Annotated in this window: 18 protein-coding genes and 1 pseudogene; 9 read left to right on the top strand and 10 right to left on the bottom strand. The window is 70.9% G+C overall.

Features of this window, described 5'->3' with window-relative positions:
* Positions 1–627: 627 nt before the first annotated feature.
* The 3 genes from ACIBG8_RS00735 to ACIBG8_RS00725 form a co-directional block, all read right to left on the bottom strand.
* Complete coding sequence (locus tag ACIBG8_RS00735; RefSeq protein WP_397340311.1) at positions 628–1,113, bottom strand: hypothetical protein; 486 nt, start codon at positions 1,111–1,113, stop codon at positions 628–630.
* A gap of 150 nt (positions 1,114–1,263) precedes the next feature.
* Positions 1,264–2,283, bottom strand: coding sequence for a hypothetical protein (locus ACIBG8_RS00730; protein ID WP_397340310.1), 1,020 nt, complete (start codon positions 2,281–2,283; stop codon positions 1,264–1,266).
* 67 nt (positions 2,284–2,350) lie between these two features.
* Positions 2,351–4,186 carry an AMP-dependent synthetase/ligase gene (locus tag ACIBG8_RS00725; protein WP_397340309.1) on the bottom strand — a complete coding sequence of 612 codons (1,836 nt, stop codon included), beginning with the start codon at positions 4,184–4,186 and terminating at the stop codon, positions 2,351–2,353.
* Positions 4,187–4,335: 149 nt separating this feature from the next.
* On the opposite strand from ACIBG8_RS00725, the gene ACIBG8_RS00720 reads away from it, so the two are divergent.
* The 3 genes from ACIBG8_RS00720 to ACIBG8_RS00710 are packed head-to-tail and all read left to right on the top strand — an operon-like array spanning position 4,336 to position 7,444.
* Positions 4,336–5,796, top strand: coding sequence for a peptide MFS transporter (locus ACIBG8_RS00720; protein ID WP_397340308.1), 1,461 nt, complete (start codon positions 4,336–4,338; stop codon positions 5,794–5,796).
* A gap of 6 nt (positions 5,797–5,802) precedes the next feature.
* The gene (locus ACIBG8_RS00715) at positions 5,803–6,411 is read left to right on the top strand and encodes a trimeric intracellular cation channel family protein (protein WP_397340307.1); all 609 of its coding nucleotides are present in this window, start codon (positions 5,803–5,805) and stop codon (positions 6,409–6,411) included.
* 10 nt (positions 6,412–6,421) lie between these two features.
* Entirely contained in the window at positions 6,422–7,444 is a 1,023-nt protein-coding gene (locus tag ACIBG8_RS00710) for a class I SAM-dependent methyltransferase (RefSeq protein WP_397340306.1), read from the top strand.
* Here ACIBG8_RS00710 and ACIBG8_RS00705 read toward each other — a convergent pair.
* Positions 7,434–8,864 carry a PLP-dependent aminotransferase family protein gene (locus tag ACIBG8_RS00705; RefSeq protein ID WP_397340305.1) on the bottom strand — a complete coding sequence of 477 codons (1,431 nt, stop codon included), beginning with the start codon at positions 8,862–8,864 and terminating at the stop codon, positions 7,434–7,436. The genes ACIBG8_RS00710 and ACIBG8_RS00705 overlap by 11 nt on opposite strands.
* A gap of 60 nt (positions 8,865–8,924) precedes the next feature.
* On the opposite strand from ACIBG8_RS00705, the gene ACIBG8_RS00700 reads away from it, so the two are divergent.
* Together ACIBG8_RS00700 and ACIBG8_RS00695 are read left to right on the top strand one after the other, a co-directional pair.
* Complete coding sequence (locus ACIBG8_RS00700) at positions 8,925–9,524, top strand: YitT family protein (protein ID WP_397340304.1); 600 nt, start codon at positions 8,925–8,927, stop codon at positions 9,522–9,524.
* Positions 9,525–9,900: 376 nt separating this feature from the next.
* Entirely contained in the window at positions 9,901–11,658 is a 1,758-nt protein-coding gene (locus tag ACIBG8_RS00695; RefSeq protein ID WP_397340303.1) for a glycoside hydrolase family 15 protein, read from the top strand.
* Here ACIBG8_RS00695 and ACIBG8_RS00690 read toward each other — a convergent pair.
* Positions 11,655–14,249 (bottom strand): DUF6493 family protein, encoded by a 2,595-nt coding sequence (locus tag ACIBG8_RS00690; RefSeq protein WP_397340302.1) that lies wholly within the window; start codon positions 14,247–14,249, stop codon positions 11,655–11,657. The two genes, ACIBG8_RS00695 and ACIBG8_RS00690, sit on opposite strands and share 4 nt — an antisense overlap.
* A gap of 118 nt (positions 14,250–14,367) precedes the next feature.
* On the opposite strand from ACIBG8_RS00690, the gene ACIBG8_RS00685 reads away from it, so the two are divergent.
* Together ACIBG8_RS00685 and ACIBG8_RS00680 are read left to right on the top strand one after the other, a co-directional pair.
* Positions 14,368–16,524, top strand: a complete 2,157-nt coding sequence (locus ACIBG8_RS00685; protein WP_397340301.1) for a S41 family peptidase — start codon at positions 14,368–14,370, stop codon at positions 16,522–16,524.
* A gap of 65 nt (positions 16,525–16,589) precedes the next feature.
* Positions 16,590–17,087, top strand: a complete 498-nt coding sequence (locus ACIBG8_RS00680; RefSeq protein WP_397340300.1) for a hypothetical protein — start codon at positions 16,590–16,592, stop codon at positions 17,085–17,087.
* 13 nt (positions 17,088–17,100) lie between these two features.
* Here the strand turns inward: ACIBG8_RS00680 and ACIBG8_RS00675 are convergent.
* Positions 17,101–18,195, bottom strand: a pseudogene (locus ACIBG8_RS00675) (MFS transporter); the annotation flags it as partial.
* 92 nt (positions 18,196–18,287) lie between these two features.
* Between ACIBG8_RS00675 and ACIBG8_RS00670 the strand changes: the two are divergent.
* A complete protein-coding gene (locus ACIBG8_RS00670; RefSeq protein WP_397340299.1) occupies positions 18,288–18,836 on the top strand; it encodes a CGNR zinc finger domain-containing protein in 549 nt (182 codons plus the stop codon).
* Here ACIBG8_RS00670 and ACIBG8_RS00665 read toward each other — a convergent pair.
* From ACIBG8_RS00665 to ACIBG8_RS00655, 3 genes are read right to left on the bottom strand one after another with little or no spacing between them, the layout of a single operon-like run.
* Complete coding sequence (locus ACIBG8_RS00665) at positions 18,833–19,696, bottom strand: hypothetical protein (RefSeq protein WP_397340298.1); 864 nt, start codon at positions 19,694–19,696, stop codon at positions 18,833–18,835. The genes ACIBG8_RS00670 and ACIBG8_RS00665 overlap by 4 nt on opposite strands.
* A 42-nt stretch (positions 19,697–19,738) precedes the next feature.
* The gene (locus ACIBG8_RS00660; protein ID WP_397340297.1) at positions 19,739–20,620 is read right to left on the bottom strand and encodes an LD-carboxypeptidase; all 882 of its coding nucleotides are present in this window, start codon (positions 20,618–20,620) and stop codon (positions 19,739–19,741) included.
* Positions 20,607–21,317 carry an SIR2 family NAD-dependent protein deacylase gene (locus ACIBG8_RS00655; RefSeq protein WP_397340296.1) on the bottom strand — a complete coding sequence of 237 codons (711 nt, stop codon included), beginning with the start codon at positions 21,315–21,317 and terminating at the stop codon, positions 20,607–20,609. Before ACIBG8_RS00655 ends, ACIBG8_RS00660 begins: the two co-directional genes overlap by 14 nt.
* Before the next feature lie 30 nt (positions 21,318–21,347).
* On the opposite strand from ACIBG8_RS00655, the gene ACIBG8_RS00650 reads away from it, so the two are divergent.
* Positions 21,348–22,229 (top strand): sulfotransferase family protein, encoded by an 882-nt coding sequence (locus ACIBG8_RS00650; protein ID WP_397340295.1) that lies wholly within the window; start codon positions 21,348–21,350, stop codon positions 22,227–22,229.
* Here the strand turns inward: ACIBG8_RS00650 and ACIBG8_RS00645 are convergent.
* Positions 22,204–24,087, bottom strand: a complete 1,884-nt coding sequence (locus ACIBG8_RS00645; protein WP_397340293.1) for an ABC transporter ATP-binding protein — start codon at positions 24,085–24,087, stop codon at positions 22,204–22,206. The genes ACIBG8_RS00650 and ACIBG8_RS00645 overlap by 26 nt on opposite strands.
* Between the last annotated feature and the right edge of the window lie 10 nt (positions 24,088–24,097).

The following is a 24,097-nucleotide window of genomic DNA, read 5'->3' as shown; positions in this document are numbered from 1 at the left end:
AACCTTGGACGGTCGCCAGGGCAACCCTGAGCGACGTTTCCTGGCACGTGATCGTCATATGGGGCCGCCCCTCGCACACCGAGGCGGCCGCCCTGCGCTTCCTCACCGAGGACCTGTCCCCGGCCTGGCTCCCTTCGTCGTGGCCTCCTCACCCGACCTCGTGGTGTTGCAGGACCTGCCGTTGGATCACCGGCCCGCTTGGGGTGAGTTGTCGGATCCCGGCCCGTCCCTGGCCCTCAGCAACGGCGACCCGGAGGCCAACAACGTCCTCGTCCACCCGACGGGGGCTGCGGACCCGCGCCTCATCGACTTCGAGTTCGCCGGATACACCCACGCCCTGTCATTCTCCCTCCGGGATGCCGTGGGTCAGGGTGGTGCGGTAGGTCGCGCCGAAAGATGGGTCCACCGACAGCTGGCGCTTGTTGAGGCCGACAGAGCCTCATCGGTGAGCAGCGCGGGAAGGTGGCCAGCCAACAGCGGACGCGAGCTGCCAGAAGTGGTCAGCCACAGCGGGAGCAAGGGCGGGCGGGCGGAGGGCGGGCGGGTGGGGCTCGTCGGTGTGGGTGGGGAATGGGGAACGCCCGGTCCCCGTGTGTGGGGAGCCGGGCGTTCTTTAGCCGCGGGGGGCTAGTGGCGGATGACCTTGACCCAGTCGGTGCCCTCGCTCGGTGCCAGGTGGCGGGAGCCCTCGAAGACGGCGCGCCACGTGCCCGAGGTGTACGCGGGAACGTCGGTGGAGAAACGGCCACCGCGGTTCGTCTTCAGGGTGTCGACGTACTCCCACTTGCCGGACCCGTCAGGCTGGAAGAGGATCACGATCCGCTTCCACCCGAGGCGGTGCCACTTCTCGGAGTCCTTGCAGTAGTCGGCGTGGTGCACGGAGACGAAGCCGTTGATGTAGTCCTCGTCGCACTGCACGGACAGCTTGCCGCCCAGGTGCAGGGTCCGGCCCTCGCGCACCGGGTTCGGGTCCGCCTGGAGCTGCAGGCTGGTGCTGCCACCGTCGAAGTCAGGGTCGGCCGGCTCCGCCGCCATGGCCGGCGCCACAGCGGTGGCGAGCACCGAGGCGCCCAGGGCCGCCGCAGCGACTCCGGCAGCGAGTCGTCGCATCATGGAAAACTTCCTCTCCCCGTCGAGAGCGCGCCCCAACGCAGAGCGCACCTAAGGCCAATGACGCGTAAGAGTAAAGAATTGTTGCCACTAAAAAGATCACAGTTCGGCAACAGCCATGATTCCCGGTGGGATAAGTCCTGATTTATACGGTTATCGACCGATTCGCCATGGGGTGGTTAGGTCGGTTGCGTAGTGGTTTGTTCCGGGGTATCGGACGCGCCAGTATCCCTTTGCGCGGCCCTGGATCGTCGTCATGAAGCGTCCGGAACCTCGGGTCACCGCCGTCCCGACCTCTGTCCAGGATGCCGTCTGCGCGGCGCGGTAGAGGATCTCCAGGCGCTGCCTGGGGAACGGCGCGTAGGCGCGGTAGCCCTCCGGGTCGACCCGGCTGAGCTCTCCGCGCAGCCGTACGGCTCGCGCGCCCTTGACCTTGTCGGCGCGCACCGAGCTCAGCTGCGTCTCGCGCCGCAGGTAGAACGTGGAGTGCTCGGTGACGGTCCGCCCGTCGGCGTCCGCCGCGGTGGCGGTGATCGTCCATGCGCCCGAGGGGTAGTAGCGGTTGAGCCCGCGCGCGGGGAGGAACCGCCAGGTCTCCCAGCCCTCCCCGCCCAACCGTGCGGGATAGGAGACGGACCATCCGTCATCCTGTACGGCGGAGCTGCCCGGAGAGGCGACCTCGACGGCGCTGGGCAGGGGCGAGGCGAAAGCAGGTGAAGGCGAGGCAGGACCAGGCGTGGCGGCACCAGGCGAAGACGCGACCGCGCCCGGCGAGGGCGGCGGAGACACAGGCGGCATGACCGCTGGAGAAGACACAGAAGGAGACACAGAAGGGGACGCGGAAGGAGTCGCCGAAGGTGTGGGTGGTTCCACGGGGACCGGGCCGAAGGTCTTGCCGCCCTCCACCGGCTCCACGTGCGCCGCAGACTTGGGCGGCGAGCCCGGTTCCACCTTGATCGTCACCCCGTCGCGCCCGGAAGCCCCCCTGGCCACCACGTCGATCACCAGCCGGACCGACCCCGTGGCCCTGACCACGGGATTCTCCGGACGGACGAGGATCTCCTTGATCGCGAGCCCACCCGCAGGAGCGCGCGAACCCAGAGCGTAGGACAGCGGCAGGGGCACCGTGAGCGCCCCCGCCGCGAGCGAAGCGAGAAGAACTCTGTGGGTCATGATCGAGACGGTAGGAAGCGTCCGGTAATGCCCAGGGACACGACACACGCCCCGGTTGGCAAAAGCGTCAGCCGTACAACCCGTCGATCACGTCCGCGTACTTGGCGTGGATCACCCGCCGCTTGAGCTTGAGGCTGGGCGTGAGCTCCTCGGTCTCCGCCGTCCACTCGGACCCGAGCACCGCCCACTTCTTGACCTGCTGCACCTGCGCCAGCTTCCCGTTGGCCGCCTCCACCGCCGCGCCGACGGCCTTGAGCACGTCGGGGTGCTGGGCGAGTTCGGCCAGCGAGCCGTACGTGATCCCCTGCGCCTGCGCCCACCCGGGCGCCACCTCCGCGTCGAGGGTCAGGACCGCCACCGGGTACGGCCGGCCGTCGCCGTAGGCGAGCGCCTGCCCGATGAGCGGGTACTCCTTGAGGAAGGCCTCGATCATCGCGGGCGACATGTTCTCGCCGCCCGCGGTGATGATGAGCTCCTTCTTGCGGTCGACGACGGAGACGAACCCGTCGTCGTCGATGGAGCCGATGTCGCCGGTGTGCAGCCACCCGTCGGCGTCGATCAGCGCCGCGGTCTCCTCGGCGCGGTTGAGGTAGCCGTGGGTGTTGAGCGGGCTGCGGGTGAGGATCTCGCCGTCCTCGGCGATCCGCACCTCGACGCCGGGTTCCGCCCTGCCGCAGGTGCCGAGCTTGTAGGAGACGGGGCTGTTGCCGGTGAAGGCGCCGGTTGTCTCGGTCATGCCGTACACGTCGATGACCTTCATGCCGAGCCCGGCGAAGAACTTCTGCACCTCGGCGGGGAACGGCGCGGCGCCGGTGGCGGTCCACTCGGCCCGGTCGAAGCCGATCATGCCGCGGATGATCGACAGCAGCGCCGCGTCCGCCGCGTCATAGGCAGCCTGTACGGCGGGCGTCACGACATGCCCGAACTGCGACCCCTCCACGTAGGCGAGCCCCGCCGCCATGGCCTGCCGTACGTTGTCCTGCTGCTCCTCCGGCTGGGAGGCGAGCAGCGCCTGGAGTTTGGCCATCATCTTCTCCCACACGCGCGGCACGCCGAAGAACATCATCGGCTTGACCTGCGCGAGCGTCGGCCCGAGGTTGGCCAGGTCGGTGCAGAAGTGCACGTGGGAGATCTTGACGAGCGGCAGGTAGAGGCTCAGGACGCGCTCGGCGATGTGGGCGTAGGTGAGGTAGGAGATCTGCGTGCCGTGGACGGGCAGCGAGGTGAGCCGGTCGGTGGAGGCGACCTCGTAGAAGACGTTCGCGTGGGTCAGCGGCACGCCCTTGGGCATGCCCGTGGTGCCCGAGGTGTACAGGACGGTGAGCACGTCGCCGGGGGCGACGGCGCGCCAGCGGGCGTCGGTCCCCGCCGGGTCCACCGCGAGGCGCTCCCTGCCGAGCGCGAGGAAGTCGGACCAGCTCATGAAGCGTTCGTCGCCCTCGGGCGCGTCCTCCAGCATGATGATCCTGCGCACGCCCGGCAGGTCGCCCAGGACCGGCTCCCAGCGGGCCAGCTCCTTGGCCCCGCCGAGCACGACGTAGCGGGCCTGCACGTCGGCGGCGACGAAGGCGATCTGGTCGGGCGCGAACGTCGCGTAGACCGAGCAGGGCAGGCCGCCCGCGTGCACGGCGCCGAGGTCGGCCAGCACGTGCTCGCTCCTGTTGACCATCATCAGCGCCACGGCCTCGCCGGGCTCCAGGCCGATCGCGGCGAACGCGGCGGCGATCTCCAGGGCGCGCTGCCTGGCCTCGGCGTAACTCAGCGTGCTCCATCCGCCCTCGACGGGGTCGGAGTAGGCGGGCGAGTCGGGGTGTTCCTCCGCGATCTGTCTGAGCTGCTCGCAGACGGTCCGGCCGGAGATCTCTTCCTCGATCTCGGCCCGTACTCCAAGGACATCGGCCATAGCGCGCCCTCCAGTCAGTGCTCACTTGCACAGGTGGCATGCATCGCACCACATCGCGTTATCTCCCGACAAGGCCTGCACAGTGACAACCGTCTCTGATCACGTAGAGTGATCAATCACATGCGGATCGTGTTATCGGGGGCGTTGTGATGAAGACGGGTGAGAAGACCTTCTTCGGCCATCCATGGGGCCTGGCCACGCTGTTCAGCACCGAGATGTGGGAGCGCTTCAGCTATTACGGCATGCGCGCCATTCTGGTGCTGTTCCTCACCGCGCCCGCGGCGCGCGACGGGATGGGGCTGTCGGACACCACGGCCGCCGGCATCTACGGCGTCTACGTCGGCTCGGTCTACCTGACCGCCCTGGTCGGCGGCTGGGTGGCCGACCGGATCCTGGGAGCGCGCAGAACCGTCCTGTGGGGCGGCGTGGTCATCATGTCCGGCCACATCAGCATGGCCATCCCGTCCAACGGGGCGACGGTGTGGCTGGGCCTGATCCTCATCGCGCTGGGCAGCGGCCTGCTCAAGCCGAACATCTCCACGATGGTCGGCGAGCTCTACCGCCAGGACGCCGACCAGCGCAGAGACGCCGGTTTCGCGCTGTTCTACATGGGCGTCAACCTCGGCGCGTTCCTCGGCATCCTGTTCGTCCCGATGATCGCGCCCGCCGACGGCGACACGTGGCACAGGGGTTTCAGCCTCGCCGCGATCGGCATGGCGCTGGGCCTGGTGCAGTACGTGCTGGGCAGGAAGTCGCTGCGGGGCGCGGGCGACCGGGCCGAGCACCGGCTGACCCCCGAGGAGTCCTCACGGTTCAAGAAGGCCACGATCGGCGGCGCGGTGGCCGTGGTGGTCGTGCTGGCGGTGTGGGGGTGGAGCGGAACGTTCACCCTCGACCGGTTCACCCTGGCCTTCACGATCGTGTGCGCCGTGGTGCCGATCGCCTACTTCGCCTTCCTGTTCAGGTCGAGCGAGGTCACCCCGCAGGAGCGGGTCAAGCTGCGCGCCTACGTCTGGCTGTTCCTGGCGGCGGCGATCTTCTGGATGATCTACGACCAGGCCGGCAGCGCGCTGACGCTGTTCGCCAAGGACAGCACGGACCTCACCGTGTTCGGCATCAGCATCGACCCCGGCCAGGTCTCCAACGTCAACTCCGTGGCCATCATCGCCCTGTCGCCCGTCTTCTCCGTGCTCTGGAACAGGTACGGCGACCGCATCAGCATCCCGTTCCGCTTCGCGATCGCGCTGGTGTTCGTCGGCGCGAGCTTCGTGGTGATGTCGCTGGCCGCGGGCCAGGCCTCCACCGGGGTGAAGGTGTCGATCCTGTGGCTGACGGCCACCTACCTGATCCAGACGCTCGGCGAGCTGTGCCTGAGCCCGGTGGGCCTGTCGGTGACCAACAAGCTGGCACCGAAGGCGTTCCTGAGCCAGATGATGGGCGTCTGGTTCCTGGCCACCGCGCTCGGCGACTCGGTGGGCGGGCAGATGTACAAGCTCACCACCGTGGTCTCGCTGCCGATGTACTTCCTGAGCCTGGCCCTGTCCGCGATCGTCGCCGGGCTCTTCATGATGGTGTTCATCAGGAGGCTCCGGACGCTCATGGGAGACTAGTCCCTCGTGTCGGAACTGCTGGATCTCGTCGGAATCTTCGTCTTCGCCCTGAGTGGCGGTCTCATGGGCGTGCGCAAACGCCTCGACATCGTCGGCATCGCCGTACTCGCCGAGATGACCGCGCTCGGCGGCGGTGTCGTCCGCGACCTCATTCTCAACCTCAGGCCCGCGGCGTTCGAGAGCATCGGCTACGTGGTGGTGCCGATCGTGGCGACGGTGATCGTGTTCTTCTGGCACCCGCACGTGCAGCGGCTCATGCCGTTCATCCTCGTGCTGGACGCGGCGGGTCTCGGGCTGTTCTGCGCGGTCGGCACGGACAAGGCGCTCGCGTTCGGGCTGACGCCGCTGCACGCGACGCTGCTGGGCGTCACCACGGCGGTCGGCGGCGGCGTGCTGCGCGACCTGCTGGCCGGGGAGATCCCGACGCTGCTCTACGACCGCCAGCTCTACGCGCTGCCCGCCGCGCTCGGCTCGGCCACGATGGCCGCCCTGTACGCCGTCGACCTGCACGGCTGGCCCGCGATCCTGACGTCGGCGGTGATCGCCTTCGGGCTGCGGATCCTGGCCATGCGGTACGGCTGGCGCGCCCCCCTCGCCAACGGGATGAACGACTAGATTTGCCGGTATGACCCTCGCCGACCGGCTTTCCGACGCCGTCCTGCACACCTTGGAGCTCAGCCACGTGTGGCTCGGCGCCGAACTCGGGCTCTACGCGGCGCTGCGCGAGCTGGGCCCGTCGACACCCGCCGAGCTGGCCGCCCGCGCGGGCATCGCGGAGCGTTACGCGCGCGAGTGGCTGGAGCAGCAGGCCGTCGCGGCGGTCCTGGTCGCGGAGGACGGGCGTTTCAGCCTGCCCGGCGAGCACGCCGAGGTGCTGCTCGATCCGGACAGCCTGCTCCACCGGGTCCCGGCCGCCTACAACGCGCTCGACGTGGTGCGCGCGCTCCCCCTGGTGCGCGAGGCGTTCAGGTCCGGCGCGGGCGTCCCCGCCTCCGCGTACGGCGAGCAGGGCGGCAACGGGGCGGGCGACGAGAACCGCCCCGAGTACCTGCACCACCTGGCGGCCGAGTGGCTGCCAGCGCTGCCCGACGTGCACGCCAGGCTGACCGCCGGGGCCAGGGTCGCCGACCTGGGCTGCGGCACCGGCTGGTCGAGCATCGCGATCGCCCGCGGCTACCCGCTGACCAGCGTCGACGGCATCGACCTGGACCCGGTCTCCATCGCGCAGGCCCAGGCGAACGCGGCCGGTCTGGGCGACCGGGTCACCTTCCGCGCGGGCGACGCCGCCACCCTGGAGGGCGACTACGACCTGGTCTGCGTGCTGGAGTGCCTGCACGACATGGCCGACCCGGTGTCGGTGCTCCGCACGGCGAAGAGCCAGGTGGCGGCCGACGGCGTGGTGCTGGTGATGGAGGAGCGGGTCGCCGAGGAGTTCACCGCGCCCGGCGACCGGGTGGAGCGGGCGCACTACGCGTGGAGCGCGGTGATGTGCCTGCCGGCGAGCCTGGTCGAGCAGCCGTCCGCCGCGATCGGCACCTGCATCAGGCCCTCAACCGTGCGGGCGCTGGGCCTGGAGGCCGGGTTCTCGGCGGTCGAGCTGCTGCCGATCGAGCATGACTCGTGGCTGTTCTACCGGTTCACACCGTAGGGATGAGCGATGCGCCCGTCGGCCTGGGACCGACGGGACCGCGGCGGCGCGCCTCGGCGATCTTGGCGACCCCCTCGGCCAGCACCTGCGGCGGCTGCGTGAACGGCAGGCGCAGGTAGCCCTCCAGCGCGCCGTCGACGCCGAACCACGGGCCGGGCGCCAGCCGTACCCCGTGATGGGCCGCCGCCTCGGCGAGCGGGGTGGCGCCGCCGCGGTCGAGCCTGATCCACAGGGTGCCGCCGCCGCGCGGGACGCTGAAGCTCCACTCCGGCAGGTGCTCGCGCAGCGCGGCGACGAGCGCGTCGCGCGAGGCGCGCAGCGTACGGCTCCGCTCCGCCCTGGTCTGCGCGAACTCGTCGAAGAGCCTGGCCACGACGAGCTGCTCCAGCACCGGGCTGGCGATGTCGACGGCCGACCGCTGGACCGCCAGGCGGCGGGCCAGCGCCGCCGTGGTCCGTACCCACCCGATGCGCAGCCCGCCCCACCACAGCTTGGACGCCGAGCCGATGCTGATCACCCGGCTGTCGGTGTCGAAGGCGGCCATCGCGGCGGTGCGCGGCACCTCGTCCATGGCCAGTTCCGCCCAGGTCTCGTCGATGAGCAGGATGGTGTCGCTCCGCCTGGCCTCGCCGACGATGGCGGCGCGGGTGGCGTCGTCCATGAGCGCGCCGGTGGGGTTGTTGAAGTCGGGCATGAGGTAGGCCATCCGGGCGCCTGACTGGCGCATGGCGGCCGACACCAGGTCGAGCTGCCAGCCCTCCTGCGAGATGCCGACCGGGACGATCCTGGCGCCGTGCTGGCGGGCCACGTCGATCGCGTGCGGGTAGGTCGGCGACTCCACGATCACCGGGTCGCCCTGGCCGACGAGCAGGCTCATGACGAGCTGGATGGCGTGCTGGGAGCCGGTGGTGACGAGGATCTGCTCGGGCCTGGTGGCCAGGCCGCGCTCGGTGTAGCGGGCGGCGATGCGCTCGCGCAGGTGCGGCAGGCCCATCGGGTCGTAGCCGGTGCCCATGGCGTAGCGGGGCACGTCCTCGACGGCGGCGACCATGGCGGGCTGGAGGCGGGAGGTGGCGGGCGGGGCGGCGCAGTGCAGTTGCAGCAGGCCGTCGTCGTCGACGGACAGCCAGGGGTTGTCGGAGGTGGTCGCCGGGTCGGGGAGGCTGGTCCAGCTGCCCGAGCCCTGGCGGCTGCCGAGGTAGCCCTGCTCGCGGAGCTGGTCGTAGGCGGCGGTCACGGTGGTGCGGCTGACCTGGAGGGTCTCGGCGAGGTGGCGCTCGGCGGGCATCCTGACGTGGACGGGGATCTGGCCGTCTCTGATGAGGCCGCGTACGGCTTGCGCCAGGGCGCGGTAGTAGGGCCTGGCGGTGCGGTCGACGTCGAGCAACCTGGCGATCTGGGTGGCCGTCAAATGCCTCATAAGGCCACTTTTCATGATTGGCCCTGTTAATGCAAACCACTGCGCTGCCAGGGTGGTCTCATGACTGAACTCGCCATGCCGTCCCTTGGGTCGCTTTCTTCCCGACTTATCCGCCTTTATGGTGGTTTGGCGCTCTATGGGGCTGGGATCGGGCTTCAGGTGGAGTCCGGGCTGGGCAACGATCCGTGGGACGTCTTCCACCAGGGGGTCGGCCTGCGCCTCGGGGTGTCGATCGGGACGGTCATCATCGGGGTGGGGGCGCTGGTGTTGCTGCTGTGGATCCCGCTGCGGCAGAAGCCCGGCCTGGGGACCCTCAGCAACGTGGTCTTCCTCGGGCTCTTCGCCGACGCGGCCATCTGGGTGCTTCCCACGCCTTCCGGGGTGTTGAGCTGGGTCTATCTGGTCGGCGCCGTGGTGGCGATCGCGCTGGCCACGGTGCTGTACATCGGAGCCGGGATGGGCCCTGGGCCGCGTGACGGGCTGATGACGGGGCTGATGAGGCTGGGGTTGTCGGTACGGCTGGGCCGGTTCCTCATCGAGATCACCGTGCTCGCGGCGGGGTGGCTGCTGGGGGGCACGGTCGGGATCGGCACGCTGGTCTTCGCGCTGGCCATCGGCCCCCTCACCCAACTCTTCACCCGCTGGTTCCCCCTCACCTGACCGCGTGTTCCCCGAGCCAAAGAAGAACCGCAGGGAAGCCCCCTGGGGCCTCCTCCCCCAGATCTCCCTCACGGCCTCCGACCCCCGAGGTCTCCCCACCCCGGAGTTCCTCGGACCGCACGGACCGCACGGACCTGGGCGACCCAGGGATCTTGGGGACCGAGGGGCCACGGGATCCGTGAGGCCATGCGGCCCGTGCGGCCCGGCCCCTGACGCCGTGAAGCCCGGCCCGTGACGCCGCGAGGTCCGCGAGGTCCTTGAAGAGACGCCCACCTTCGCTGGGCCTGATGACGTGATCGCACGGTTGTGTCATTTCATGACGCGACATGATCTGACGCAACCGTGTGATCGCCTTACGCCCTGTTAGCGTCGGTCCATGCGGATCGAGGACTACGCCCTCATCGGGGACATGCAGTCAGCCGCCCTCGTAGGGCGCGACGGCTCCATAGACTGGCTCTGCCTGCCCAGGTTCGACTCCCCCGCCTGCTTCGCCGCCCTCCTGGGCACCGACCGCAACGGCCACTGGTGGCTGGGCCCCACCGGCAGAAGACCCGCCGACCGCCGAAGCTACCGCGAAGGCACGCTCATCCTCGAGAGCGAGTGGGACACGCCGACGGGCACCGTACGGATCATCGACTTCATGCCACCCAGGGACAAGAACCCCGACGTGGTGCGCATCGTCGAGGGCGTGTCCGGCACCGTGGAGATGTCCACCCAGCTCAGGGTCCGCTTCGACTACGGCCGCATCGTCCCGTGGGTGCGCCGCACCGACGGCCACCTGCAGGCCATCGGCGGCCCGGACTCGATCTGGCTGCACTCCCCCATTCCCCTCAAGGGCGGCGACTACGCCCATGTCGCGACTTTTCATGTCAAGGCGGGTGAGCGGATCCCCTTCGTCTACACCTGGCACCCCTCCCACGAGCCCATGCCCCGCCAGATCTCCGCCGAGAAGCAGCTCGACGAGACCGAGGCCATGTGGGCCGACTGGGTGGCCAAGTGCACCTACCAGGGCCCCTACCGCGAGGCCGTGGTCCGTTCGCTCATCACGCTCAAGGCGCTCACCTACGAGCCGACCGGCGGCATCGTCGCCGCCCCCACCACCTCGGTGCCCGAGGACATCGGCGGCGTGCGCAACTGGGACTACCGGTTCTGCTGGCTCCGCGACGCCACCATGACGCTCGACGCGCTCATCGGCAACGGCTACACCGAGGAGGCCCAGGCGTGGCGCATGTGGCTGCTGCGCGCGATCGCCGGGCGGCCGCAGGACCTGCAGATCATGTACGGCGTGGGCGGCGAGCGGCGCCTGCCGGAGATGGAGCTGGGCTGGCTCGCCGGCTACGAGGACTCCAGGCCGGTGCGCATCGGCAACGGCGCGGTGGACCAGTTGCAGCTCGACGTGTACGGCGAGGTGATGAACTGCCTCTACCTGTCGCGCACCTCGGGCCTGGCGGCCGACGACCGCGCGTGGGCGATCCAGCGCGAGATGCTCGACTACGTCGAGGAGCACTGGGACGAGCCCGACGAGGGCCTGTGGGAGGTGCGCGGGCCGCGCAGGCATTTCACGCATTCCAAGGTGATGTGCTGGGTGGCGATGGACCGCGCCATCAAGCAGGTGGAACGCTTCGGACGGCCGGGCCCCGTCGACCGGTGGCGCGCGGTGCGGGACCAGATCCACGCCGAGATCTGCGACAAGGGCTACGACGCGGCACGCAACACCTTCACCCAGTCGTACGGCTCCTCAGAGCTGGACGCCTCCCTGCTGCTCATCCCCATCGTGGGCTTCCTCCCGCCCGACGACCCGATGGTGACGGGCACCGTGGAGGCCATCGAACGCGAGCTGATGTCCGACGACTTCGTCCTGCGCTATCCGGTGGCCGAGGACAACGCGGTGGACGGCTTGCCGGGCGGCGAGGGCGCGTTCCTGGCGTGCAGCTTCTGGCTCGTCCAGGTCATGGCCATGCAGGGCAGGCGTGAGGAGGCCGTGACCCTCTTCGAACGCCTGCTGTCCCTGCGCAACGACGTGGGGTTGCTGGCCGAGGAGTACGACCCCCGCTACGCCCGCCTGGTGGGCAACTTCCCGCAGGCCTTCAGCCACGTCCCCCTCATCGAAGCCGCCCGCGCCCTCAGCCGCTAACCCGCGCTCAGCACCTGCTGAAGCCGCCGGGCCTCCTCGACCACACGACTGCTCCCCCGGCGCGCCGCCAGCCCGGCCAGCCGGGAGACGTCCCCGCGCGCCCCGGAGAGCTCCGCAGCCGCCGCGGCCACGGCCAGCAACTCACCGAGCCCCGCCACCGGCTTCTCCCCGCCCTCGGGCAGCAACCGCGGCAGCGCCTCGGCCAGCGCCGCCCACACGAGGCCGTGCGCGCCGCTCGCCGTCGCCTCGTCGAGCACCGCGGTGACCCTGTTGAGCTTGACCGTCCCGAGCCCGACGAGCTCCGCGACGGCCCACCCCAGGTCGGCGGCCGGAGCGTCGCCACGCGCCGCCAGGGTGACCAGAGCGTCGACGGCCCACGCCCGCTGCGCGGGCAGCCGGTGCCCCATCCCCACGGTCAGCGCGCAGCCGAGGGCGGCCCCAACCGGGCCTTCGCCGTGCACCAGGGCCGCGAGGGTTTCGACCTGGCCGTCCGTGCTGTCGAGGCTGGCGGGCAGGCACTCGAGGAGGTGAGCGGCTACGACTTCACGATGGGAGGGCAGAATGGACGGCCACCACCCCAGCTGATCAGAGTAGGCGGGATAACCCGACCTCGGTTCCAGCGCGCAGAGCATGGCGAGGAGCGGGGGCAGCGCGGCGTCCGGCGTCATCCGCGCGTGTACCTCGCGGAGGTCGGCCTGCTCGGTGGTGTAGTAGGTGAGCGAGGCAGGACGCCGGACGGTCTCGGTCGCCACGATCACCTCGGGATCGGGCAGCCCGCCGTCACGCAGCCACGCGGCGAGCTTCAGGCGCTGGGGAGCGGCGATCTCCCGGGGAAGCCGCAGCAGCGCCTGCTGGAGGTCGACGGGGAGAGGTGCTGTCCCTCCCAGCCGCTCGAGCCTGTCGATCAGCGTCGCGGGGTCGACGTGGCCGGTGGGCTCGGTCGGCGTGGCGAGGAGCGTGGGCAGGGTGGCACCGCTCTCGAACAGCGCGATGACCTCTTGGAAACGCCGCTGGAGGAAGACGTCGAGCGCCCGGTCCGGCTGCTGCGGCTCGTCCGCGAGAGCGGCGGTCAATGCTCTGCTGGCGTCAGGGGAGGCGATCGCGACGGCGCAGCGCACGAGCAGCGGACGCGGCTCGGAGTCCATTCCCGACCTGCCGATGCCCGATGCGAACGGGCCCTGCCAGTTCTTCAGCCACCATGGACGCAGCGCATCGACCACGGACGCGCGGTCGCGATGGGAGAGTTCCACCAACCCTTGCAGGACCCGCTCGTACTGCGTGGGCTCGTCCGGCCACCGAATCCCCTCCAGCTCGTAGGCCAGTTCGTCAGGTGAGGCGATCGGCGGCCGCAGCGCGGGCAGCGGCTGGGCGACGGGCGCTCCCACGGTCAGCGGCGCTGCCCGCACCGCCCGCACGGTTCCGAAGGCGGCCTCGATTTCCGCGCGCGGCCCGTCGGGCAGTGTGGCCGCGGCCTCCCGCACCGCCCGCGCCGTCTCCCCCGAGGCGTGGGCGGCCAGCTGGACGGCCAGCCGTACCGCCCGGTCGCGCAACGCGGGCTTGTCCTGACCGAACACCGAGGCCAGGGCGGGCAGCGCGCCGTCCGCCCTGGCCGGCGCCGCCTTGGCCATCCACTGCAGCGCCTGCGTCACGTACTTCTTCTCCGTACGGAACACCAGCGCCTGAACGGCCTCAGCGAACAAGCTGTCGTCGACGAGGCCCGCCGCGTCGGCACGGCGCAGCTCGTCGGCGGCGAGCTGCACCACGGGGGAAGCCGCGGCGGGCAGGAGCCTGACGAAGTCACGCACGGGGATCTCGGCCAGCTCAGCTCTCATGGCTTTCCAGAGGGACACGAACGGGCTGAGCTCGGCCGCCTGACCGCCCAGGATGAACCGCTCCACGCACCCGTCGAGCAGGGTCCCGCGCGGCAGCCGTCCCGCTTCGGCCAGCGCGACGAGCTCGCCCGCGATGGTGGTCTCGTGATGCCAGGTGAGCGCCGCCGCCACTCCCTGCGCGTGGAACAGGCGGGGGACCATGACGTCGAGCAGCGGGTCGGCGGCCACCGCACCCGCCTGACCGCTCATGTACATGCGGCCCGTCAGGTGCCAGATCCACCCGGCGGTGAAGGCGTCGTTGTCCGGCGGCTCGATGCCGGTGGCGTGGATCAGGTCGGCCGCCAGTTCCCAGCCGGGGATACCGTGCTCCGCCAGCCACCAGCCCGCCTCGGAAGACGGGCGCAGCCGTTCCACCAGGCGGACGGCGAGGTCCGCGCGCCACTCCGCCGACCGTCGTTCCAGCACGGGCAGGAGGTGCGAGGCGTCGGACCTGCGACCGGCGAGCCCGCGGCGGTTCAGCCACCCGGCCACCTGTGCCGCGCCGCCGAAGCAGGCGGCTCCGGCGAGGCGGAGCCCCGTCGCGCGGTCGTCGTCCAGCCAGCGCCACCAGGCGTCCGCTGCGAGCCGCTCGGCCAGGAGGCCGGGCAGTTCCCCGGCCACCTCCTTCCTGTCCTGGTCGGTCAGCCCGTCCAGGATCTTGACCAGGCCCTTGGTGTCGCTGGATTCCAGGCGCTCGACGACTTCCCGCCACGGGTTCACACGTGCTCCTTGATCTTGGGGTGGGCGGGACATTACCGGTGAGGTCCGACAATCTTGCTGGCCGGCGTAGGTAGGGGCTACTCATGCTGGGATGCGGAAATAGGCGCATCGTGGCTGGATGACCGACAAGACGCTCATCGACTTCATGAACGAGGCTGATGCCGATCTCAGCCTCGCCGAGCGCCGGCTCATCGTGAACCAGGCGCTGCTGATGATCGAGCAGAACTACGTGCACCTGCCGCTGAAGGTGACCGCGCACGGCGTGAGCCCCCTGCACCGGCTGCGTGCCGTACAGGCCCGCCTGTCCAGGGTCACGGACAACACCATGGGACCCGAGCGGGACTTCCACGCCGAGCTGCTGGAGATCTTCCACTCGCTGCGCGACCTGCACACCAACTACCTGCTGCCACGGCCGTTCGCTGACGTCACCGCCTACCTGCCGTTCCTCATCGAGGAGGCCGACGGCAGGTTCGTGGTGACGGCGCTGCCCGACTGGTACCGGCCGCCGAAGAGCGCGACCGGGTTCGAGCCCGGCGTGATGGTGACGCACTGGAACGACATCCCGATCCGCAGGGCGGTCGAGCTCAACGCCGCCAGATACGCGGGCAGCAACTCGGCCGCCCGCTTCGCCCGCGGCCTCGACTCCCTGACGGTGCGGCCGCTGATCAAGCACCTGCCGCCGTACGAGGAGCACGTCACCCTTCGCTACGTCACCCCGGGCGGCCAGGAGGACACGATCACCGAGGACTGGCGGGTCGCGGTCAACCCGCGCCTGCCCGACGCCGACGAGGCGAACGAGGTCGCCGTCGCCGCCGCGCTCGACCTGCACGCCGAGCTGCTCGGCCGGGTCAAGGAGGCGCTGTTCGCCCCGGCTGAACGCGCGGCGGACGAGATCGAGGTGCGGCCGGAGTTCGCCAAGGTGTTCCGCGCCAGGAAGGTGAGCACGGCCTCGGGCGAGTTCGGCCACCTGCGCGTGTGGACGTTCCACGTCGAGAACGCCGCCCGGTTCGTCAACGAGGTCATCAGGCTCATCGGGCTGCTGCCGCAGAACGGCCTGATCGTCGACGTGCGCGGCAACGGCGGCGGCCTGGCCCCTGCGGCCGAGGGCATGCTGCAGCTCCTGACACCGAACCGGATCGAGCCGCAGCCGACGCAGTTCCTCAACAGCCCGCTCAACCTGCGCCTGGTCGCCAAGCACGGCGGCAAGACCAAGGGGCTGATCGACCTGCAGCCGTGGTACGCCTCCATGGAGCAGTCGGCCGAGACCGGCGACGTGTTCTCGGCCTCCTTCCCGATCACCTCGGCCGCCTTCGCCAACGCCGTCGGGCAGCGCTACCACGGCCCGGTCGTGCTGGTCGTCGACGCCCGCTGCTACTCGGCCACCGACCTGTTCGCCGCCGGTTTCCAGGACCACGCCATCGGCAAGGTCCTCGGCACCGACCCGGTCACCGGCGCGGGCGGCGCCAACGTCTGGACGCACCAGCTCCTGACGACCCTGCACGACCACGAGGACGCGGGCGGGGCCTCGCCGTACCGGTCACTGCCCGCGGGGACGGGCATGCGGGTCGCGGTACGGCGTTCGCTGCGCGTCGGTCCGTCGGCTGGGACGCCGGTCGAGGAGCTGGGCGTGCGCGCCGACGTCACGCACAAGCTGACCAGGCGCGACGTGCTGTCCGGCAACGTCGACCTGCTGGAGGCGGCGGGCGCGCTGCTCAAGGCGGAGCCGGTGCGCAGGCTGGAGCTGCTGTCGGCCGCCGCCGTGGACGACGCGCTCGTCGTACGGCTCGCCGTCCAGGGCTTCGACCAGCTCGACGCGTACGCCGACGGCCGCCCGTGGGCCTCGCAGGCGGTGGCCGGCCAGGAGGTCACCGTACGGCTGGCCGGTGCGCTGGGCGCCAGGCGGCTGCGGTTCGAGGGCTACCGGGTGGAGGGCGCGGCCAGGAAGCTGGTCGCGCACCTGCAACTGAGCGCCGAGGCGGCGGTGAGCGGCGATGAGCCGCACCGCAACGCCTTCGACTTCGACGAGAGCGGCGCGGTGGAGGTGCCCGACCTGATCGGGCTCGGGCAGAACCAGGCCTTCGGGTTCCTGGCCGGGCTCGGACTGCGGGGGCGCACGGTGTTCACGCCGTCGAGCGAGGAGTTCGGCGGGACCGTGGTGACGCAGGATCCGGCCGGTGGGATGCTCATCGACCCGCCGGGTCCTGTCGTGCTGGGCATCGGCGCGCCGCCGGTCGTCTTCAAGCCGCCGGAGCCGGCCACGCCCCTTCCGGAATAAATCCTTGCATTGGATAGCTCAACTATCTATCTTAGATAGGACAGCTATCCAATGGAGGGGTTCGCATGGAACTCGTCATCGTCCTCGTCGCGGGGCTGCTCGCCTTCCGGCTCGCCGGACGGCTCGGCGTCACCAGGTTCGGCACCTGGCGGGCGAGCGCCGCGCACGCGCTGGCCGTCATGGTGGTCATGGCGGCGAGCGCGCACTTCGTGCCCGCCGGGGTCACCGTCATGCCCAACCACGCCGACCTGGTCCGCATGGTTCCGCCGTTCGTGCCGCTGCCCGACCTCGTGGTCTACCTCACCGGCGTCCTGGAGCTGATGGGCGCCGCCGGGCTCGTGCTGGCCACGACCCGCAGGGCCGCCGCGTTGTGCCTGGCCGCGCTGTTCGTGGCGCTGCTGCCCGCCAACATCTACGCGGCCGTGTCCGGCGCGGAGTTCAACGGCGGGGAGGCGACGCCGCTGTGGCTGCGGATCCCCGAGCAGGCGCTGTACATCGGGGTGGCGCTGTGGGTGGCCGCTGCTCCCGCTCGCGCTCGTCGCCTCGCCGCAGTGCGTACCTGACGGCGGGCGCCTGCACGGCGGCCATGAGCAGGCAGGCGGCGGCAGTCACCGCCCACATCCCGGCCGGGCCGAGCCGGGCGAGGAGCTGGGTGGCCGTGATGGGTGCGAGCATCGTGGCCACCCCCCAGCACAGGCCGTAGACCGACAGGTACCTGCCGCGCGCCGGGACCGGCGCGAGCCCGGCGACGACGGCCTGCGGCCGTCCGGCCATGAGCGCGTCGCCCACGCTCCACACCACGGTCCAGGCGATGAGCGCGGGCAGCGAGGCGGACACCGCATATCCGGCCAGCCCGGCGGCCATGAGCAACGCACCCCAGGTCAGCGCGACGGTGGCGCGCTGGACGCGCAGGAACGGCTGGCAGGCGACGATCGTGACGGCGGACACCGCCAGCAGCACGCCCGCGTCGGCCGCCTCCAGGCCCGCGCCCGCCAGGGCCAGCGGCAGCGCCACGACCACCTGCATGTAGACGGTCGCGAACAGCGTGCCGCACGCGAGCATCACCAGCAGCGCCCGATCCCGCCACACCCCCGCGGGCCCCTCCTCGGCCTTCTCCCGTACGGCGGGGCGGCCAGGAGGCAGCGCCAGCCGTACCACGAGCGCGCACGCCAGGCAGCTCAGCGCGTCGGCCACGAACAACCACCGCAGGTCCCACCGCCCCACCGTGGCCGCGATCAGCCCGGCCCCCAGACCGGCCGCCGCCAGGGCCGCGTTGAACAGGCTGTACGCCCTGGGCCTGTCCTCCGGCCCCACCGCGTCGGCGACCATCGCCTGGCTGGGGGGCTCGTAGATCTCGAAGGCCAGCCCCAGCAGGACCGCGAACACCGCGGCCATCGCCACCGACCCGGACGCCGCGATGCCGATCTGGGCCGCCGCGCATCCGGCCAGCCCGAGCACGATCGTCGTGCGCCTGCCGATGCGGTCGGCCAGGTAGCCGCCGAGCAGCCGCGACGGGATCGTCGCCAGCCCGAACGCGGCCGAGATCAGCCCCGCCTGCTGCGGCGAAGCGCCGAACCCGGCGCTCAGCAGCACGGTCAGGAAGGACAGCGAGAACGCGCCGAGCCTGTTGACCGCCCGCGCCACGATCAGCAGGCGCACTTCGCGTGGCATCCAGGCACCTCCGTGACCAACGAAACTGATATCGTTGGTCACGGACACTACGACTCGAAGGAGTGACCAGTCAAGTGATGTTCGATAGTCACGTGACGATACTTCTGGACGCCACGGTCGCGATCGTCAACGCCCTCACCGACGGCGAGGCGCACGGTAAGCCCTACCTCGCGCCCCGCGGCGAGGCGCTGCCCCCCGCCGTCATCGCGGCGCTGCCGCCGCGCCCGGAGCGGGTCGTGCCGCAGGAGGAAGCCGAGTACTTCGCGCGGGCGGCGCACAGGATGCGGCAGGTGTTCGAGACCGTCGAGGCACAGGACGTCGACAGGGCGGCGGAGCTGGTGAACGCGCTCCTGCTCGACACCGGGGCCAGGCCGCAGCTCGACCGGGCGCCGGGCGAGCCGTGGCAGCTGCACTTCCACGGCGCCGACGACTCGCTGGCCGTGGGGTGGACCGCCGGGTGCGCGACCGCGCTGGCGCTGGCGGTGGGCAGCGCGCTGGCCGGGCGGCTCGGGGTGTGCCAGGCGAGCCAGTGCGACCGGGTGTTCGTGGACGGCTCGCGCAACGGCGTGCGCACGTTCTGCTCGCCGTCCTGCCAGAGCCGCACCAAAGCGGCGGCCTTCCGCGCCAGGCAGAAGGGCTAGACCGCCAGCCGGGCCAGGACCTGGGCGAACTCCGGGGGCGGGGCGACGACGAGGCGGGTCTGGCCGTCCTGCAACACCAGGTCGGCCTTGATGAGCGTCAGCCGTCCCTCGTGCCACCAGTAGACCTGCGAGCTCAGCCCCTCGGTCTTCACCGCGTAGATGCGCATCCGCTCGATGGCCCGCACCACGCCGATGCCGTCCACCGGATGCACGACGAGCGTCTGCGGGTCGGGCAGCGCGACCAGCACCCCGTCGGAAGGCACGGGGAGGTACGCCTCCAGCCACCGCAGGTGCGTCGCGGCCGACGGCGACAGGCCGCTGAGCCGCCACGCGGGCGTCCCGGCCAGGTCGGCGGCCTCCACGGTGAGCTTCTCGTCCTGCCGCACGTTGGCGACGGCCAGCTCCAGCGCCTGCCCGGACGGGATCGGCCAGCACCCGGCCTCCTCGGGCCGCACCGGCCGGGAGCCGACGGTGAGCAGCTCGACGAGGTCGCCGTTGAGGTGGCGGCCGACGACGCGGGTCAGGTCGGCGACGTCGTCGACGGCCTCCACGCGGGTACGCAGCAGAGCCTTGACCTGGTCCAGGTCGCACACGTCGAGCAGGTCGTCGGCTGCGGCCACGGCGTGGGCCAGGTGCTCGGAAACCAGCATCGGCCAGTCCTCGCGCGCCCTGCGTCCCGCCTCGCGGCGGAGCCCGGCGAGCCGTACGAGGATGTCGCGCGAGCCGCCCAGGGTGAGCGAACCACCGTCGGGGGCGAAGGCGCAGGTATAACCGAGGGAGTCGGCGACCAGGGAGAGCAGGGAGTCGAGATCGACGTCTTCGATCGGCCTGCGTGAGGGCTCACGCCCGAAGAACTTCACGCGCCATGTCCCCTCTGTCGGATTCGTCCCTATGCGCGCCTCCTAGAGTGCCCCCTCCCCGTCGCGGAGCCGACCAGATAGGGAGCACGATTCGGTATCGATAACCCCAAGAGCCCCAAGCCACACACTGAGGTGTGGTGTGCCGTGACCGACCGGGAGCCCCGCCAGAATCGGCACTCCGAGCGGCACGAGCCGGTCGCGGAGCACGGGCAGCGGGTCGCCGCACTCCTCCCACGAACCGAGCGCGATTCCGGCCACGTCGTCCAGCGCTCCGGTCTGCAGGAGCTGGGTCAGCATGCGGTCGACGCGGTACGGCTCCTCCCCGATTTCCTCCAAGAACACGATTTTTCCGGCGAAGCTCGGCTGGTAGCGGGTGCCGCAGAGCGACGCCAGCAACGACAGGTTCCCGCCGGCGACCACACCCTCGGCCCGGCCGGGCGACAGGACCAGCGAGCCGGGCACGGGCAGCGGGTCGTCGAAGAGGGCGGCACGCAGGTGTTCCCACGTCCGCGGCTCGTCGCAGAACGGTTCGTAGGCGGGCATCGGCCCGTGCAGCGTGGGCAGCCCGAGCTCCGTCCCCCACACGTGGTGCAGCGCGGTGACGTCGGAGTAGCCGATCAGCGTCTTGGGCCCCGCCGCGCGCATCGCGTCGAAGTCCAGCAGGTCGAGCAGCCTGGCCGAGCCGTACCCGCCCCTGGAGCAGAACACGGCGGAGACCGCCGGGTCGCACCACGCGGACTGCAGGTCGGCGGCGCGCGCCGCGTCGGAGCCTGCCAGGTAGTCGAGGGTCTGGCGGGCCATGACGTTCTCGCCCAGCACCACCTTCAGGCCCAGCGCCTCCAGCGCGCGCACGCCGTTGCGCAGCCGTGCGGCGTTCGGCGGTCCTGACGGGGAGACGACGGCGACGGTGTCACCTGGCCTCATCGATCAACTCCTTGACGAGCGCGGGCAGTGCCTGGCCGATGGGCTGGTCGATGACCAGGTCGGCGTGGGCATCGTACGGCGTGGCCTGGGCGTTCATGACGACCAGGGCGGCCCCCGCGTCCAGCGCCTCAGCGCAGAGCGAGGCGGCCGGCTGCACGGTCAGTGACGTGCCGACGGCCAGGAACAGGTCGCACTCGCGGGCGGCCGAGATCGCCTCGCGCAGCACGGCGGGACGCAGCGACTGGCCGAAGGAGATGGTCGCCGCCTTCTGGATGCCGCCGCAGTCGAGGCACTCCGGGTCGTCCTGGTTCCGGTCGAGCACCTCGCGCATCGGCGTGCGCAGCCCGCAGGAGACGCACTCGACCTGGAAGATCGTGCCGTGCAGCTCGATGACCTGCGAGCTGCCCGCGCGCTGGTGCAGCTCGTCGATGTTCTGGGTGATGATCGCCCGCAGCAGCCCGGCGCGCTCCAGCTCGACCAGCGCGCGATGGCCCTCGTTGGGCTCGGCGCGCCACGCCGGATGCTCTCTCCTGCTGATCCAGGAACGCCGGCGCACGTCCGGGTCGGCCAGGTAGTTCTGCAGCGTGAAAAGCTGCTGGGCGGCGGGATCTTTGGTCCACACCCCCTGTGGCCCGCGGAAGTCGGGAATTCCCGAGTCGGTGCTGATGCCGGCTCCGGTCAGGACCGTCACATTCACGCCGCAAACGGTGTCACACTTACCTCACCTATGCGACCTCCGCCCCACATCCTCGTGGTCAACGGCATCAAGGTCCGCAGGCCGGTGTTCTTGCTCGGTGCCCCGCACTCCGGCGCGGACCTGCTGGCGCGTGCCCTGAAACGCTCGCCCGGGTTCCACGTGACGATGGGCAGGTCGTGCGTGGCGCACGTCGTCTACGCCTTCGCCCGCCGCCCGTCGATCACCAAGGGCACCGGCGCCGCGCGGGTGCTGCGCGACGCGATGGCCGAGTCGTGGCAGGTGTGGCCGGGGGCGTGCGGCGAGTGCGCGGACGCCTGCCGCGAGGCGGGCGGGGTCACAGGCAAGGGCCCGTGCGTCTCCACGGGTACGGTGACCCGCTTCGGCGACGCCAGCTCCGACCTCATCTACAGCGCCTCCGTGCTGCTGCAGGCGTTCCCCGACGCCCGGTTCGTCCAGCTCATCCGCGACGGGCGCGACGTCGCCGCCGACATGCTGGCCGACCCCGCGTGCCTGGCGTGGTTCAAGCCGGTGATGTTGTCCGAGGACACCGAGTTCCCCAACCCCTTCCTCGGCGTGAAGCGCGACGAGCACCGCGACCAGTGGAAGGGCATGGCGACGGCGGGCAAGTGCGCGTTGCGCTGGCGCAGCGCGGTCCGCCTGTCCGCGCAGCTGCGGCGGGACCTGCCCGACGACCAGTTGCTGACCCTGCGTTACGAGGACCTGGTGCTCAAGCCGACCGACGCGGTCGCGGCGCTGTCGAGCTTCCTGGAGACCCGGGTGTCGAAGGTCGCGTTGTACGGCAGGCGCACCCCGAGGGTGGGCTCGTGGCGGGCCAGGCTCAGGGGCGACGACCTGCAGATGATCGAGAAGGTGGCCCGCGAGGAGCTCACGCGCCTGGGCTACTCGAACTGAACTGGGTGCGGTAGAGCTCGGCGTAGATCTCGCCCCTGGCCAGCAGCTCGTCGTGGCCGCCGCGTTCGGCGATGCGGCCGTCCTGGACGACCAGGATCTCGTCGGCCTCCCTGATCGTGGACAGCCGGTGCGCGATGACCAGCGAGGTGCGCCCGGCCAGCGCTGTCTTCAGCGCCTGCTGCACGGCTGCCTCGGACTCGGAGTCCAGGTGGGCGGTGGCCTCGTCGAGGACGACCACGCGCGGGGCCTTCAGCAGCAGTCTGGCCAGGGCCAGGCGCTGCTTCTCGCCGCCGGACAGGCGGTAGCCGCGGTCGCCGACGACGGTGTCGAGCTGGTCGGGCAGGCCTTCGATGAGGTCGGCGATCTGCGCGGCGCGCAGCGCGTCCCAGATCTCCCCCTCGGTGGCGTCCGGCCTGGCGTAGCGCAGGTTGGCGCCGATGGTGTCGTGGAACAGGTGCGCGTCCTGCATGACCACGCCGACGGTGTCACGCAGCGAGGCCAGCGTGGCGTCACGCACGTCGAGGCCGTTGATCCGCACCGCGCCCTCGTTGGCGTCGTACAGCCGCGAGACCAGCGAGGTGATCGTCGTCTTGCCCGCGCCGGACGGTCCGACCAGGGCGATGAGCTGGCCGGGGCGGGCGGTGAAGGAGACGCCCTTGAGCACCGGGTGCGACTGGCCGGTGTCCTGGCGGGCGATCGACTCCAGCGAGGCCAGCGACACCTCCTCGGCCGCCGGGTAGCGGAAGCGCACGTCGTCGAAGGTGATCGAGACCGGGCCTTCAGGGACGTCCACGGCGTCGGGCTTCTCGGCGACCATGGGCTTGAGGTCGAGCACCTCGAAGACCCGGTCGAAGCTCACCAAAGCGGTCATCACGTCGACGTGCACGTTGGACAGCGAGGTCAGCGGGCCGTACAGGCGCATCAGCAGCGCGGCCAGCGCCACCAGCGTGCCCAGCTCGAACACGTTCTGCACGGCCAGCACGCCGCCGATGCCGTAGACCAGCGCGGTGGCCAGCGCCGCGACCAGGCCCAGCGCCGTACGGAACACCATGCCGTACATGCCGACCGTCACGCCGATGTCGCGCACCCTGGCCGCCCGGCCGCCGAAGTTGTCGGCCTCCTCCTCCGGCCTGCCGTACAGCTTGGCGACCATCGCGCCCGCCACGTTGAACCGCTCGGTCATCACCGAGCTCATCTCGGCATCGAGCTGCATCTGCTCGCGGGTGTAGGCCGACATGCGGCGGCCGACGTACTTGGCGGGGATGATGAAGATCGGCAGCAGCACCAGCGACACCAGCGTGACCTGCCACGACAGCACCAGCATCGCGCCGAGCACGAGCACCAGGCTGACCACGTTGGACACCACCGACGACAGGGTGCTGGTCAGCGCCCGCTGCGCGCCGATCACGTCGGAGTTGAGCCGGGAGACCAGCGCGCCGGTCTGGGCGCGCATGAAGAACGCCACCGGCATGCGCTGCACGTGGTCGAACACCTCGGTGCGCAGGTTGTAGATCAGCCCCTCGCCGATGCGCGAGGAGAACCACCGCTGCGCCAGGCCCAGACCCGCGTCCAGCAGCGCGAGGACCGCGATCGCCACCGCCAGGCCGATCACGACCCCGGTGTCCTTGGCCAGGATGCCGTTGTCGATGATCGCCTTCATCAGCAGCGGGTTGGCGATCACGATGACCGCGCCCGCCACGACGAGCAACAGGAACGCGACGATCTGCCCGGCGAACGGCTTGGCGTAGCCGGAGATGCGCTTCACCGTGCCCTTGGTCAGGCGTTGTTGCATGACGGACTCGTCACGTCGCAGCGAGCGCATCGCCTGGGGGCCGAAGCCCCCTCCCATCATCGCCATGGTCAGTGCA

It is taken from the genome of Nonomuraea sp. NPDC050556 (assembly GCF_044457355.1).
In the GTDB taxonomy this organism is placed as follows: domain Bacteria; phylum Actinomycetota; class Actinomycetes; order Streptosporangiales; family Streptosporangiaceae; genus Nonomuraea.
This window is presented reverse-complemented; position numbering and strand designations above follow the sequence as displayed.